Origin of the sequence: Maribacter litoralis, from assembly GCF_902506355.1 — a bacterium.
Taxonomy (GTDB): Bacteria; Bacteroidota; Bacteroidia; order Flavobacteriales; family Flavobacteriaceae; genus Maribacter; species Maribacter litoralis.
On record NZ_LR733271.1, the window covers coordinates 3,220,683 to 3,233,947 of the forward strand.

Annotated in this window: 15 protein-coding genes; 8 read left to right on the forward strand and 7 right to left on the reverse strand. The window is 35.8% G+C overall.

From position 1 onward, the window contains the following. Positions 1 to 61 precede the first annotated feature (61 nt). Positions 62 to 1,129: a DUF3810 domain-containing protein gene (locus EXIGUO8A_RS13580; protein WP_159303550.1), complete on the reverse strand. Its 1,068-nt coding sequence runs from the start codon at positions 1,127 to 1,129 to the stop codon at positions 62 to 64. A gap of 68 nt (positions 1,130 to 1,197) precedes the next feature. On the opposite strand from EXIGUO8A_RS13580, the gene EXIGUO8A_RS13585 reads away from it, so the two are divergent. Then, entirely contained in the window at positions 1,198 to 2,643 is a 1,446-nt protein-coding gene (locus EXIGUO8A_RS13585) for an aminoacyl-histidine dipeptidase (RefSeq protein ID WP_159303551.1), read from the forward strand. A 73-nt stretch (positions 2,644 to 2,716) separates the two neighbouring features. Here EXIGUO8A_RS13585 and EXIGUO8A_RS13590 read toward each other — a convergent pair whose 3' ends face one another. From EXIGUO8A_RS13590 to EXIGUO8A_RS13600, 3 genes are read right to left on the reverse strand one after another with little or no spacing between them, the layout of a single operon-like run. Continuing rightward, on the reverse strand, positions 2,717 to 3,853 hold the full coding sequence (locus EXIGUO8A_RS13590; protein ID WP_201304160.1) for a peptidylprolyl isomerase: 1,137 nt from the start codon (positions 3,851 to 3,853) through the stop codon (positions 2,717 to 2,719). Between the two features lie 13 nt (positions 3,854 to 3,866). Further along, on the reverse strand, positions 3,867 to 4,418 hold the full coding sequence (gldI, locus tag EXIGUO8A_RS13595; protein WP_116772032.1) for a gliding motility-associated peptidyl-prolyl isomerase GldI: 552 nt from the start codon (positions 4,416 to 4,418) through the stop codon (positions 3,867 to 3,869). Continuing rightward, positions 4,415 to 5,431 carry a DHH family phosphoesterase gene (locus tag EXIGUO8A_RS13600; RefSeq protein WP_159303552.1) on the reverse strand — a complete coding sequence of 339 codons (1,017 nt, stop codon included), beginning with the start codon at positions 5,429 to 5,431 and terminating at the stop codon, positions 4,415 to 4,417. The genes gldI and EXIGUO8A_RS13600 overlap by 4 nt, the downstream gene beginning before the upstream one ends. 75 nt (positions 5,432 to 5,506) lie before the next feature. Here EXIGUO8A_RS13600 and EXIGUO8A_RS13605 point away from each other — a divergent pair, with 75 nt between their 5' ends. After that, entirely contained in the window at positions 5,507 to 6,535 is a 1,029-nt protein-coding gene (locus tag EXIGUO8A_RS13605) for an alkaline phosphatase D family protein (RefSeq protein WP_159303553.1), read from the forward strand. A gap of 45 nt (positions 6,536 to 6,580) precedes the next feature. Then, a complete protein-coding gene (locus EXIGUO8A_RS13610) occupies positions 6,581 to 7,000 on the forward strand; it encodes a nucleoside-diphosphate kinase (RefSeq protein ID WP_116772035.1) in 420 nt (139 codons plus the stop codon). 74 nt (positions 7,001 to 7,074) lie between these two features. Here the strand turns inward: EXIGUO8A_RS13610 and EXIGUO8A_RS13615 are convergent, their stop codons facing one another. The 3 genes from EXIGUO8A_RS13615 to recF are packed head-to-tail and all read right to left on the reverse strand — an operon-like array spanning position 7,075 to position 8,869. Further along, positions 7,075 to 7,371 carry a DUF721 domain-containing protein gene (locus EXIGUO8A_RS13615; RefSeq protein WP_116772036.1) on the reverse strand — a complete coding sequence of 99 codons (297 nt, stop codon included), beginning with the start codon at positions 7,369 to 7,371 and terminating at the stop codon, positions 7,075 to 7,077. Further along, positions 7,371 to 7,787: a lipocalin family protein gene (locus EXIGUO8A_RS13620; RefSeq protein WP_236564488.1), complete on the reverse strand. Its 417-nt coding sequence runs from the start codon at positions 7,785 to 7,787 to the stop codon at positions 7,371 to 7,373. Before EXIGUO8A_RS13620 ends, EXIGUO8A_RS13615 begins: the two co-directional genes overlap by 1 nt. A 2-nt stretch (positions 7,788 to 7,789) precedes the next feature. Beyond that, a complete protein-coding gene (gene recF / locus EXIGUO8A_RS13625) occupies positions 7,790 to 8,869 on the reverse strand; it encodes a DNA replication/repair protein RecF (RefSeq protein ID WP_159303555.1) in 1,080 nt (359 codons plus the stop codon). 123 nt (positions 8,870 to 8,992) lie between these two features. Between recF and EXIGUO8A_RS13630 the strand changes: the two genes are divergently transcribed. The 5 genes from EXIGUO8A_RS13630 to EXIGUO8A_RS13650 all read left to right on the forward strand — a co-directional run bounded on the left by EXIGUO8A_RS13630 (position 8,993) and on the right by EXIGUO8A_RS13650 (position 13,262). Next, positions 8,993 to 9,760, forward strand: coding sequence for a tetratricopeptide repeat protein (locus EXIGUO8A_RS13630; RefSeq protein ID WP_159303556.1), 768 nt, complete (start codon positions 8,993 to 8,995; stop codon positions 9,758 to 9,760). Continuing rightward, the gene (ribH, locus tag EXIGUO8A_RS13635; RefSeq protein WP_159303557.1) at positions 9,760 to 10,242 is read left to right on the forward strand and encodes a 6,7-dimethyl-8-ribityllumazine synthase; all 483 of its coding nucleotides are present in this window, start codon (positions 9,760 to 9,762) and stop codon (positions 10,240 to 10,242) included. Before EXIGUO8A_RS13630 ends, ribH begins: the two co-directional genes overlap by 1 nt. 87 nt (positions 10,243 to 10,329) lie before the next feature. After that, positions 10,330 to 10,665: a riboflavin synthase subunit beta gene (locus tag EXIGUO8A_RS13640; protein ID WP_236564489.1), complete on the forward strand. Its 336-nt coding sequence runs from the start codon at positions 10,330 to 10,332 to the stop codon at positions 10,663 to 10,665. Next, positions 10,665 to 12,518 carry a DNA mismatch repair endonuclease MutL gene (gene mutL, locus EXIGUO8A_RS13645; protein ID WP_159303558.1) on the forward strand — a complete coding sequence of 618 codons (1,854 nt, stop codon included), beginning with the start codon at positions 10,665 to 10,667 and terminating at the stop codon, positions 12,516 to 12,518. Before EXIGUO8A_RS13640 ends, mutL begins: the two co-directional genes overlap by 1 nt. After that, positions 12,519 to 13,262, forward strand: coding sequence for a rhomboid family intramembrane serine protease (locus EXIGUO8A_RS13650; protein ID WP_159303559.1), 744 nt, complete (start codon positions 12,519 to 12,521; stop codon positions 13,260 to 13,262). It abuts the gene before it with no gap. Positions 13,263 to 13,265 lie beyond the last annotated feature (3 nt).

Consider the following 13,265-nt stretch of genomic DNA (forward strand, 5'->3'; position numbering starts at 1 on the left):
TTTCTTAATTTTTTAAAGTATGGATGGAAATGAGGCGATTAGATCACGAAGTCTTAAAATATTATAAAGGGTGATTTTTATGATAGGCTACTAAAAAGAGTACAACGGCATTATAGCTTCTTATACCTTCGGTCTGATTGTTGGCTTTTAAAAAAGTATCGAATATAGATTTGAAAACGGGTTCCATTGGGTTTTCATAAGAATTCCAGAAAATTGCCATTTCTTGAAAATTCATCTTTACACCATGGTTTAAATTCAACATGATCCTTTCAAAGTCATCTTTATTGGTTCTTCTAACGTCGTTTAGGCAATAACCAAGGGCGTAGGCATAGGCAGCATACTTAAAATAGGGGTCTTTATTGTTGGATGTTACCAGGTAGCCAATAAAATTTGTCTCATTTTCGGCAGAATATCCAATTTGATGCCCCACTTCATGACCAGCTACAAATGGAAATCTAAAGTTGGGTAGTAGATCATTCACTTGGGCCTCATTGGTAAATGGATTTAAATATCCGGCATAACCCATATAAGTAAGCCCAGTGCTAAATAGCGATTTTTTTAGGCTAGGGGTGTTATATGCAAGAAATGGGTGTATTGTTTTAAGGTGTTTGTAACCATCAATCGTTTTGTTGAAAATCTCTTTTTGGGAGTATGGAATTTTTACCGCCAAACTAGAATCTTTGGTAATTTGTAATTGAGATTCGTTCGTTTTTTTGATTAGGCGTTCTGTAAATTTTAAAAGGTCTTTATATTCCTTATTAGGTGTAAGTTGTAATTTATGCGCAAGTGGCTCTCTATAGTAGTTCATGCCCCACATGATATGAAAGGTAAAGTAGGTTACCGCTAAGACCATACCTACGTTTTCTAAAAACTTGAGTTTATTTCGCCAAATATGCTTTCTTTTTCTTACGATATATAATAAGGCAAGAACTGATAACGAAAAATATAAAAGGTCACCTACGGAAAATGGAATCCATCCAAATAAAAGCCTGAAAAAGTTGGAAATGATAGGGTAAATACCCATGCTATAATATTTTTCAACTAAATCTGTACGGGTTGCCAGCCATTTCACAATTATGAATTGAGGTATCAAGGTTAAGGCAATAGCAGTTTTAAAGGATATCTTCATTGACCCAAAAATAGCGAAATCCTTTTTCTATGAGTACTTTTGTGGAATCTAACCATGAAAATTGAAGAATGGATATTAACAAATTAGAGCCCACATCTGTTTGGGAAAATTTTTCTAAGCTAAATGCAGTTCCAAGACCTTCTAAAAAAGAAGAAAGGGTTATAGGGTTTATGTTAGAGTTTGGAAACAAACTGGGATTGGAAACTATTTCTGATGAAGTTGGAAATGTTATTATTAGAAAACCGGCTACCGAAGGTATGGAGGGTAAAAAAATGATTACCCTGCAGAGCCATTTAGATATGGTTCATCAAAAAAATGCGGAAACCGAATTTGATTTTAACACACAAGGTATTGAAATGTTCGTTGATGGTGATTGGGTAAAGGCAAAAGGTACAACACTTGGTGCTGATAATGGCATGGGTGTAGCTGCTATAATGTCGTTGTTGGAAAGTAACTATATACCACACCCACCGTTAGAGGCTCTCTTTACTATTGACGAGGAAACTGGTATGACGGGAGCTTTTGCCTTAAAAGAAGGTGTGCTTAAAGGAGATATTCTTCTTAATTTGGATACCGAAGAGGATGATGAAATAGATATTGGTTGTGCTGGTGGTATAGATGTTACCGCAACTAGAACGTATAGTGAAAAAGAAGGTACACATGGCGATGCCGGATTTCAAATAACCGTTAAGGGTTTAACCGGTGGCCATAGTGGTATGGATATTCATAGAGGGAGGGGAAATGCCAATAAAATTATGAACAGAATACTATACCTAGGATTGGATCACCATGTTCGCGTTAGTTTTTTAAATGGAGGTAGTTTAAGAAATGCCATACCTAGGGAAAGTGTTTGTAAGTTGAATATTGTGCGAAAGCAAGCAGATAGTTTTGTAAGCAAGGTAAAGCAGCTTTCCAAAACCATAATTAAAGAGCTAAAGGAGCAAGAGCCTAATCTGAAAATTGAGATTGAGGATATAAAGCCCGCAAAAAAAGTAATGGGTCTTGGTGCTCAAGAAAAAATGGTTAAAGCTATTTATGCGGCACAAAATGGCGTATATGCTATGAGTGGGGCTATAGATGACTTGGTAGAAACATCTAATAATATAGCAAAGGTAAAGGTTGAAAATGGTAAAATCAGAATTGGTTGTTTGACCCGTTCTTCGGTAGATTCAGCTAAATTGGATTTGGCCAATTCTTTGCGGTCAGCCTTTGAATTGAGTGGCTTTGATGTGGAGTTAAGTGGAGATTACCCTGGGTGGAACCCTAATCCTAATTCAGAGATACTTACCGTTGTAAAAGATACTTATGTCAACTTGTTTAAAGAAGAACCAAGAGTAGTTGCTTGTCATGCTGGTCTGGAATGTGGTATTTTAGGACAGAATTATCCTGAAATGGATATGGTGAGTTTTGGTCCTACTATTTTAGGGGCTCATTCACCAGATGAACGAGTTAGTATATCATCTGTACAAAAGTTCTGGAGTTTACTTTTGGAAGTTTTAAAGAATACGAATTAAAATATTTAACTGTATTAAAAAAAGGCCTTCAGTATCTACTGAAGGCCTTTTTTTATTGTAGTGTCAATTACTATTATTCATTTATACCTGTAATCTCAAGGTCAAAAATAAGGTCTGCATTTGGAGGTATTGGGCCACCACCTTGTTCGCCGTATCCTAAATGAGACGGAATGAACAAACGAACTTTGTCACCAACTTTCATAGTTAATAGTCCTTCTCTGAAACCTGCAATTAAACGAGAATCTGGAGAATAGTCCATTGGTACGGGCATGTAACCACCACCTTGCTCTCTATTCCAATCAAAGACACCGTATTTCTCGGCAATCTCTTGATAGTTACTGTCAAATAAGGTACCGTTCTCTAAGTAACCCGCATACATTACATTTACTTTTTGACCTACTTTTGGCTTCTCGCCATTACCATTTTCTAATGTCAAAACTTTAAGTCCAGATGGTAGTTCGGTTGCTTTTGCCTTTTGTTTATCTAGAGATGCAGCAAATTCATCTTTAATCTTTTGAACAGCAGCCAATTTTTCTGCTTTTTCTTTTTCAATGGCAGCCAACCTTTCTTCTTCACCGTCGAAATAATCGGTCATGATCTGTACAGCATCAAATTTACGAGCCTCTTTACCATTACGTATTATTTCTATTGTATTCATAATAACCGGTTCTATAGGTTTGTTACCGGCTCCAACGGGTACGTTGGCGATGGAATCAACAACATCCAAACCTTCTACTACTTCACCAAAAACAGTATGTTTATTGTTTAGCCATGGTGTTTCTTTATGTGTAATGAAGAATTGGCTACCGTTGGTAGTTGGTCCGGAATTCGCCATAGACAAAATTCCTTTTTTATCATGTACCAAAGAGTCGTTGAACTCGTCCATAAACTTATACCCAGGGTTGCCCGTACCTTGTCCTAAAGGGTCACCACCTTGAATCATAAAATCTTTCATAACCCTGTGAAAGGTTAAGCCGTCATAGTACTTTTTATCTTTATATTCCTCGCTAACGAAAGTGTTTGTACCCTCTGCCAAAGAAACAAAATTGGCAACGGTAACAGGAGTTTTTTCTTGCTCTAAGCGAACAATGATGTCACCTTTAGAGGTTTTGATATCGGCGAACAAACCGTCGCCTAAATCTGCTCTTTTGCTAGTTTTACAGCTGGTTATTAGTAAACCTAGAACTGCAAGCAAGTACATTTTTTTAATCATAATGGTCATTTTAATTTACTGTATTTTCTTGTTGTTTTTCTATTTGTAAAATTGTGATAGTTGATTTAATAGGTACATTGGTGCCTATTTTATTTTCATCACCATGATATCCATAAGCAATGGAGGAAGGAAACAAAAACGTAGCTCGTTCATTTTCCTTTAGCATTTTAATGGCTTCGCGTAAACCCAAAAATAATTCTTGCTTATCTACCTTATAGTTTACAACGCCAATATCTTCTTTAGAGTAAATGGTGTCATTGTCCAAAGTGAGAATGTCATAAGTGAAAACAACCAAATCATCTGTTTTGGGCGTATAATCACTTTCTTCATTTACGGTTAAATAATGGTACCACGAGCCAGATTTGCTGTGGTCGTAATGTTTAAGTGAATCTAATTTTATGATAGACTGAATTTTTTTTTCTTCAGCTTCAAGTAGTTTTCGGCTTCTTTCTATGGATGCCTTAAAAAAGCTGCCACTTTTGGTTTGTACCGGTTTTCTGGGTTCAGGACCATCACAGCTGCTTATGATTATAGCTAAAAATAAAATTGTTAGTATTCTCATGATTGTAATTGATTCTTGTACAAAGGTAGTAACGCAGTAAATTTTGCTATGGTATCGGCAATAGAATCTTCACTTCTGCCACCAGCGGCATTTGTATGCCCTCCACCATTAAAATGTTTTCTTGCAAAATCATTCACAGAAAAATCACCTACTGATCTAAATGATATTTTAAAAATTCCCTCTTCTTTGTTTTCAATGAATATGACAGCAAATTTAATTCCGTCCAAAGTTAGTCCGTAATTTACAAAACCTTCGGTATCACCTTTTTGGTAATTAAATGTATCCAATTCTTCTTGGCTCAATGTAATATAGGCTGTAGAGTATTCTTCTAAAATCACCATATTCTTCAACGCACAACCTAATAAGTGCAATCTGCTTGGCGAATTGGTGTCATAAATTCGATGATGAATTTCTGTTCCTTCGGCGCCCTTGTCCATAAGGTCTGCAACAACTCTATGTGTATTACTGGTGGTAGCTGCAAATTTAAAAGAACCCGTATCTGTCATTATTCCTGTATAGATGCAGTTTGCCATTTCTGGCGTAATACTGTTTTCATCACCCAACTGGTTAATAAGCACATAAACCATTTCACAGGTAGAACTCATACTTACGTCAGAATACATGATACTGGCATAGTCAGCGGGTTCTTGGTGATGGTCAACCATAACGAAAGTGGCTTGTGCGGCTTCAAGAACCTCACTCATTTGACCTACCCGACCTAAATGGTTGAAGTCTAAAGTAAAAATGATGTCGGCATTGTTAATACAGGCTTTTGATTGAGAATTTTCTTTTTCAAAATTCAAAATTCGGTCTGCACCGGGCATCCATTTTAAAAACTTAGGGAAGTCGTTGGGTGCTACAATGCTTGCTGTATGGCCATTATTGATCAGATAGTGCCATAGTGCCAATGTCGATCCAATGGCATCTCCATCGGGATTTTTATGTGGAATAATCGCTATTTTCTTTGTTGAGGAAAGTAGCTTTTTAAGGGCGTTTAGGTGCTCTAAATTCATGGCGGCAAAGATACAATTTAATAATATAGGCTTTAAACGGAATGCCTTAATTTTACCCAGACTTAACTATCTCACATGAAAATTATATACTTTATTATCTGTTCGCTCTTTTTGGTTTCTTGTTCATCCAGTAAAAAACAAGTAGAAAATATAGCTTCTGAGCCTGATTTTATGCTCGCTTTTGGATCTTGTAACAGGGTTGATCTACCTAACCTTTTATGGGACGATATCTTAAAAGCAAACCCAGATGTTTGGGTGTGGGGAGGTGATAATATTTATGCAGATACCGATGATATGGTAGCACTACGTGCTATGTACAATGAGCAAAAAGAACAACCGGGATACAATCAGCTTTTAAAAAGTACGGACATTATTGGTACTTGGGATGATCATGATTACGGATTGAATGATGGCGGAGTGGAATTTTCGGCTAAGGATGCCAGTCAGCAAGAATTCTTGAATTTTATGAACGTACCAGATGATAGTCCGTTGCGAAATCGACAGGGTGTCTATAATTCCAAAATATATGAAATTGACGGACACAGTATCAATATTATACTTTTAGATACTAGGTATTTTAGAACACGGTTAACTGTTGATACGGAAACAGATAAGAGATTGAAGCCTAATAAATATGGTGAAGGCACAATTTTGGGTGATGTGCAGTGGAAATGGTTAGAGAATGAATTGAGAACTACAACTGCCGAATTTAATATTATAGTAAGTAGCGTACAGTACCTTTCTAAAGAACACGGCTTTGAAGCTTGGGGTAATTTTCCACACGAGGTGGATAGAATGGCAAAAGTGATTGCAGACTCAAAAGCAGAAGGTGTAATAGTGTTATCTGGTGATCGTCATATTTCTGAGTTTTCTAAAACCAATTTAGATGGAGTGGATTATCCTTTAATCGATTTTACAAGTAGTGGATTAACACATGCTTATAGAGACTTTTCAGGTGAACCAAATCAATATAGAGTGGGAGAGGTTGTTTTTACAGAAAGTTTCGGAATTCTAGAATTTCATTTTAATACGAGAACCGTTGATTTTAAAATAGTTGGAGATAACGGAATAGTGTTGCAAAGAATAGAACAAGTGTATGAATAGTTGTGAGATATGTGGAAAAACGTATTTTTGCGCAAAAATTAAGATATGAGTACGAATAGAACGTTTACAATGATTAAACCAGATGCCGTTGAAAATGGACATATTGGGGCTATTTTAGAAAAAATTACTGCTGCTGGTTTTAAGATCGTAGCGATGAAATATACACAGTTGAGCTTAAGGGATGCACAAGAATTTTATGGTGTACATAGAGAGCGTCCTTTCTTTGGTGAGTTGGTTGAGTTTATGACTAGAGGTCCTATTGTTTCTGCAATTTTGGAGAAAGAAAATGCTGTTGAAGATTTTAGGGCTTTAATTGGTGCTACCAACCCTGCAGATGCAGCTGAAGGTACTATTCGCAAAATGTTCGCGACTAGTATTGGTGAAAATGCAGTACATGGTTCTGATAGTGATGAGAATGCAGCTATTGAAGGTGCGTTTCATTTTTCGGGAAGAGAAATTTACTAAGACAAATTTTATAATATTAAAAAAGCCGGTTCGAAAGAACTGGCTTTTTTGTTTTTGCATTATTATTGTAGGGGTTATCTAAGAACTAATTTCTTCACTACCTCTTTTCCAATTTCTTCATTGAGCATGCGTACTATTTTCGATTTGCCCAAGCTAAGTTCTTCGCGTAATACAGATGAACTTAGAGAAACGTATAAAGTATCGAATTTTAATTCTATTTCTGTAGTGTAATTATTTACCCCGTTACCCATTAATTTAGCCCAAGCGGCTCTTGCATCTACTTTATCTATTCCTTTTTCGAGTTTGTTCTTTTGAATAAATGCAGAAAGTGCCTCTTTCATTGAAGTATTGTCGTTTCCTCTACTTGCCATTATGGGGTTATGTTTATAGGTTCAAATCGATTATATTTATAGGTGACACCGTCATTGTTTTTTACCGAAAAACTTTCTTCTTCTAATGATATTAGCGCCTCTTCCCAAATATTGGAATCATTAGTGTATTTCATGAAAATAGAATCATTGGAAATTCTAATTTTAAAAGGCTCGGCGTCGTTAGATGTTTCAAAAGTGCCATTAAATTTTGGGTCTACCTTTTTTCTAAATCCTTCTAAGGAGTCTAATTGAATATAATCTACCGTACTGTTAATTGAGTATTCTTTTTTTGCTCCGTCTACGAAGGTAACTTCTTTTATCTCCCAATAACCATTTAGTAGATGTAATTTTTTTTGGTCGACTTTTGAATTACATGAAATTATTAATAGTGTGAAAATAAGGGTAAGCTTTTTCATCATTACAATTTAAATATTTTATAGGATTGATGAATTTTTTTAACAATGCTTTCGGTGCGATCTGCATGTGTATCGCTAATGAAGATTTGTCCGAAATTTTCATTGTTTACTAAGGTAATGATGTGCGAAACCCTGTTTTCATCTAGTTTGTCGAATATATCATCAAGAATTAAGATGGGCGTTGTGCCGCTTTGAGATTTCATGAAATGAAACTGTGCAAATTTCAGGGCGATCAAAAATGATTTTTGTTGTCCTTGGCTGCCGAATTTTTTAATGGGATATTCGCTTATCTCAAAACTAAGGTCATCTTTATGAACTCCAACGCTGGTGTATTGTAGTGCACGGTCCTTATCAAGGCTTTTGCTCAGCAGTGACAACAAATCATTGCTCTTTAGCTTACTTTCATAAGTAAGTGATACGTTTTCGGTATTTCCGGTAATTGCTTTGTATTGTTCTTGAAATATAGGAATGAATGATTCTAAGAACGTTGTCCTCTTTTTAAAAATTTCAGAACCATACGTATGCATTTGCTCATCATAAACAGCTAAAGTGTCTTTGTTAAAAGTTCTGTTTGCGGCAAAATACTTTAATAAGGCGTTTCTTTGGGAGACAACCTTATTATAGTTGATAAGGTTTTGCAAATATGATTTGTCTGATTGTGAAATGACCCCGTCAATAAACTTTCTTCGTGTTTCGCTTCCTTCAATAATTAGATCTCTATCTGCAGGAGAGATAATAACCAAAGGTAAGAGACCTATGTGATCAGCAAAGCGGTCATAAGCTTTGCCGTTTCGCTTTATAATTTTTTTATTGTTCTTTTTAAGGCTGCAAACAATTTTTTCTTCCCTGTTTTCTTTTTCAAAAGTACCGTCTATTACAAAAAAGTCAGAGCCATGCCTTATGTTTTGAGATGAAACGGGGTTAAAATAACTTTTGCCAAAACACAAATGGTAAATGGCGTCTAGTATGTTTGTTTTTCCTATTCCGTTTGCGCCAACAAAACAATTAATTTTAGCATCGAAAGCAAGTTCTTTAGATTCAAAATTTTTATAATTGATCAGTGATAATTGTCTCAGCTGCATTAAAAATATCCGATTTTAGATTTGGTAGGATGTAAACTAGCGTAAAATATCCAAAAATAACGAATAAATACACTTTGCGATTTCAATAAAACCATTATTTTTGCGCGATCAATAAATTTACAGATGGCAACATATAAGAAAAGAGGATATAAACCTGAAACAAAGGCTGAACAGCAAGAATTTGACGAACAGGAAAGCACAACAGCTGAGGTTTTTAGTTCTTTAGATGAAGGAGCTTCAAGGTCAGAAGAATGGGTTTCTAAGAATCAGAACTATATATTAGGGGTCATTGGAGTAATAGCTATCAGTGTTTTGGCATATTTGGCATACAATCAGTTTGTTGAAAAGCCAAAAGAATCAAATGCGGCAAACGAAATGTATTACCCGCAGCAGTATTTTGATCAAGCTTTGGTAGCAACCAGTCAAAAAGATTCTTTGTTTACTTTGGCATTAGAAGGTGCAGAAGGTAAATATGGCTTTTTAGATATTATTGAGGAGTATAGTGGAACAAAAGCTGCCAACCTTGCAAATTACGGTGCTGGTATGTCTTATTTGAATATGAACAAATATCAAGAGGCTATTACGTATTTAGAAGACTTTAGTTCAGATGATGCCGTTTTAGGTGCATTGGCTAAAGGTGGTTTGGGCGATGCTTTTATGCAGTTAGACCAACCTTCTGATGCGTTAGGGTATTATGAGGCCGCTGTAAAGCATAGCGGTAATGAATATACAGCTCCTAAATTTCTGTACAAGGCAGGTATTACCGCTTTGGAGATGGGAGATAAGGATAAAGCTTTGGAATTTTTTCAAAGAATTAAAAATGATTTTCCTAAATCGGAAAATGCCAATTCAATAGATGCGTTTATTGGTATGGCGAAAAGTGCTGAATAATGGCAACAGAAAATAAAAATTTATCGGCTTACGATAAGGCAACAATCCCAAACGCGAACGGACTTCGGTTTGGGATTGTTGTTTCAGAATGGAATTCTGAAATTACAGAAGGACTTTACAATGGAGCAATAGATGCTCTTGTTGATTGTGGAGCTCAAAGTTCTGATATCATAAGATGGAACGTGCCTGGTAGTTTTGAACTTACTTTTGGTTCAAAGAAAATGATTCAGACCCAAAAAGTAGATGCCGTAATAGCTATTGGTAGTGTGATACAAGGGGAAACCAAACATTTTGATTTTGTTTGCGATGCTACTGCACAGGGTATTAAAGATTTGAATATTACCACTGATGTACCTGTTATTTTTTGTGTCTTAACAGATAATAACATGCAACAAGCCATTGATCGTAGCGGTGGTAAGCACGGTAACAAAGGTACTGAAGCTGCAATTGCTGCTATAAAAATGGCTGTTTTAGGTAACTAGAGTCATTCTTGTTTTTTTATTATTTCGAACTTTTTTTGAATTAGCGGTCGAACATATTGACTGTTAACAAATTTTGGCATTCCTATTATGCCCTGTTTTTCTATTTTAAGTAACTTTGAAGCTATGGGGATGTTGAGTAAAATTACAAGGTTGCGTAAGAATAGGCGGTTCGAATATAACCCTAGGTTTTATGATGATAAAGGAAAAGGGAATCCTTATAAAATAGAGCCAAAATTTGACCAATTTCGTAGTACACTGAATACATCTCGAGGTTTAAAAAGAAAAATCAATAGCGCAATTGAAGATGCCAAAAGAAAAGGTGATCGAAACTTAAAGATGAGGATGGTCGTCATTATAGCGGTTTTGGTATTTATTTTTCTTTATATCATTGATTTTGACCTCTCAATTTTCTTTTCTTCATAATGGCCGATATTATTAGATTATTACCAGACCATGTAGCAAACCAAATTGCTGCTGGGGAAGTGGTACAACGCCCATCTTCTGTGGTGAAAGAATTGATGGAAAATGCCATTGATGCCGGCGCTACAGATATTCAACTGATTATAAAAGATGGTGGTAAAACGCTTATACAAGTAGTTGATAATGGTAAGGGTATGAGCGGTACAGATGCACGTTTAAGCTTTGAACGCCATGCTACTTCAAAAATTCAAAAAGCGGAAGACCTTTTTAATTTAAATACCAAAGGCTTTAGAGGTGAAGCCCTTGCGTCTATTGCAGCAATTGCCCATGTAGAAATGTTGACCAAAACCGAAGATGATGACATTGGTACAAAAATTAAGATAGAGGGTAGTAAAATTGTTTCGCAAGAAGTAGTTGTTGCCCCTAAGGGCACTTCTATGTTGGTGAAAAATTTGTTTTTTAATATTCCGGCAAGAAGAAATTTTTTAAAATCAGATCAAGTAGAGTATAGACATATTACCGATGAATTTCACAGAATTTCATTAGCACATCCTCAGGTAGCATTCAGTTTTTATAATAATGGTAGTGACGTTTTTCAATTGCCTGCCAATGATTTTAGAAAGCGTATTGTGCATATTTTTGGAAGAAAGACCGATGAAAAATTAGTTCCTGTTGAAGAAGAAACACAGGTAGTGAAAATTTCAGGTTACATTCTTAAGCCAGAGTTTGCGAAAAAGAGTAGGGGAGAACAGTTTTTCTTTGCCAATAATAGGTTTATTAAAAGTCCGTATTTGCATCATGCCATTTTGGGTGCTTTTGAAGGTGTAATTAGACCGGGTACTCATCCCGGATATTTTTTAAACCTCGAGGTGGACCCTGGTACGATCGATATAAATATTCACCCCACGAAAACCGAAGTTAAGTTCGATGATGAGCATACTTTATATGCAATGCTGAAATCTACTGTAAAACATAGCTTAGGGCAGTTTAATGTTGTACCGGCACTTGATTTTGACCAAGATCAGAATTTAGATACTCCGTATTCCTATAAAAACAAACAAGTTGGTATTCCGCAGGTTGTTGTAGATTCTTCTTTTAACCCTTTTGAAACCACTGAAAAGCAGTCAAAAGGAAATATAAGCGGAGGCAATTATAAAAAACCTAAAGTAGAAGGCTGGGAGAATTTGTATGCAGGATTGGAAACGAAGGTTGAAAGTAATGTTAGTCACCTAGAGTTTGAGTCTGAGGTGGTCAATAGCAGTATCTTTGATGATGAAAAAGAAACTGTTGAACAATCAACAACTACTTTTCAATTGCGTAAAAAGTTTATAATTACGACCATTAAATCGGGCATGGTGGTTATTAACCAAAGTAGGGCTCATCAACGTGTGCTCTATGAGAAGTTTTTAAAGAATATTACCATAAAAGAGGCGGTAAGTCAGCAATTACTATTTCCGCTAACATTATCTTTTTCACCCGGAGAGATTAATATTTTAAGAGAAATAAAAGATAGCCTTTGTACGGTCGGCTTTGTTTTTGGGGAGTTAAATGATGATGGAGTCGAGATAAAAGGTGTTCCGGTTTTGGTTGTGGAGAGTGAGGTTCAGATGATCATGGAGCAGTTGATGTCAGATTTTCAGCAAGAAGTTCCTGGCGATAGTTTTTCCCAAAGTGATATGTTGGCCAAGACATTGGCTAAAACCCTTTCAGTGAAAACGGGAGAGTCTTTAGATGAGTTTTCGCAAGTGAAGTTGGTCAACGATTTGTTTGCATGTAAGGAAACTACATTGAGTCCCTTTAATAAAAAAGTATACGTAACCATTACGGAGAATGATATTGAACGAAAATTTATATAAATGGGAAGAATAACAGAAACTATAAAGCACTTATTGATTATTAACGTTCTGTTCTTTGTTGCTACACAGTTGTATGGAGAACAAATGTATGAGTTGTTCTCTCTTTACTTCCCAAAGAATGAGCATTTTCAGCTTTGGCAAATCATTGCCCATATGTTTATGCATGGTGGTTTTATGCATATTCTTTTTAATATGTATGCGCTTTGGGCATTTGGGTCGCCTTTGGAACAAATGTGGGGAAGAAATAAATTCTTGTTTTTTTATATTTCGGCAGGTCTGGGGGCGGCATTAATCCATATTGGCGTAAATTACTATTACTACAATGCCGGAATGAGTGCTTTAATGGATGCTGGTATAGCAGAAAGCAGTATTCTTGAAATTATTAATAATGGTCAATATAGTACAGATTGGTACAATATTGCAGGGCGTTCAACTATAGATAATTTTTTAAGTGCGTTCAATACGCCTGTAGTAGGGGCTTCTGGGGCTATTTACGGTATACTTGTTGCCTTTGGTATGTCTTTTCCTAATAGTGAATTGTTTTTAATCTTTTTACCCGTACCTATAAAAGCAAAGTTTTTTATTCCGGTTTTAATTGCATTAGATTTGTTTTCCGGAGTAACGGGGTATAGCTTATTTGGACAAGGTATAGCTCACTTTGCGCATGTTGGTGGGGCATTATTTGGCTTTCTAATGATGTGGTATTGGAAAAAAAATCAGTTTAATAATAATAGGTGGAACTAAAGT

Excerpts from the sequence above, each read along its gene's own strand:
- EXIGUO8A_RS13580 (WP_159303550.1), bottom strand. The coding sequence starts at position 1,129 with ATGAAGATATCCTTTAAAACTGCTATTGCCTTAACCTTGATACCTCAA.
- EXIGUO8A_RS13585 (WP_159303551.1), top strand. The coding sequence starts at position 1,198 with ATGGATATTAACAAATTAGAGCCCACATCTGTTTGGGAAAATTTTTCT.
- gldI (WP_116772032.1), bottom strand. The coding sequence starts at position 4,418 with ATGAGAATACTAACAATTTTATTTTTAGCTATAATCATAAGCAGCTGT.
- EXIGUO8A_RS13600 (WP_159303552.1), bottom strand. The coding sequence starts at position 5,431 with ATGAATTTAGAGCACCTAAACGCCCTTAAAAAGCTACTTTCCTCAACA.
- EXIGUO8A_RS13605 (WP_159303553.1), top strand. The coding sequence starts at position 5,507 with ATGAAAATTATATACTTTATTATCTGTTCGCTCTTTTTGGTTTCTTGT.
- EXIGUO8A_RS13610 (WP_116772035.1), top strand. The coding sequence starts at position 6,581 with ATGAGTACGAATAGAACGTTTACAATGATTAAACCAGATGCCGTTGAA.
- EXIGUO8A_RS13615 (WP_116772036.1), bottom strand. The coding sequence starts at position 7,371 with ATGGCAAGTAGAGGAAACGACAATACTTCAATGAAAGAGGCACTTTCT.
- EXIGUO8A_RS13620 (WP_236564488.1), bottom strand. The coding sequence starts at position 7,787 with ATGAAAAAGCTTACCCTTATTTTCACACTATTAATAATTTCATGTAAT.
- recF (WP_159303555.1), bottom strand. The coding sequence starts at position 8,869 with ATGCAGCTGAGACAATTATCACTGATCAATTATAAAAATTTTGAATCT.
- EXIGUO8A_RS13630 (WP_159303556.1), top strand. The coding sequence starts at position 8,993 with ATGGCAACATATAAGAAAAGAGGATATAAACCTGAAACAAAGGCTGAA.
- ribH (WP_159303557.1), top strand. The coding sequence starts at position 9,760 with ATGGCAACAGAAAATAAAAATTTATCGGCTTACGATAAGGCAACAATC.
- EXIGUO8A_RS13640 (WP_236564489.1), top strand. The coding sequence starts at position 10,330 with ATGCCCTGTTTTTCTATTTTAAGTAACTTTGAAGCTATGGGGATGTTG.
- mutL (WP_159303558.1), top strand. The coding sequence starts at position 10,665 with ATGGCCGATATTATTAGATTATTACCAGACCATGTAGCAAACCAAATT.
- EXIGUO8A_RS13650 (WP_159303559.1), top strand. The coding sequence starts at position 12,519 with ATGGGAAGAATAACAGAAACTATAAAGCACTTATTGATTATTAACGTT.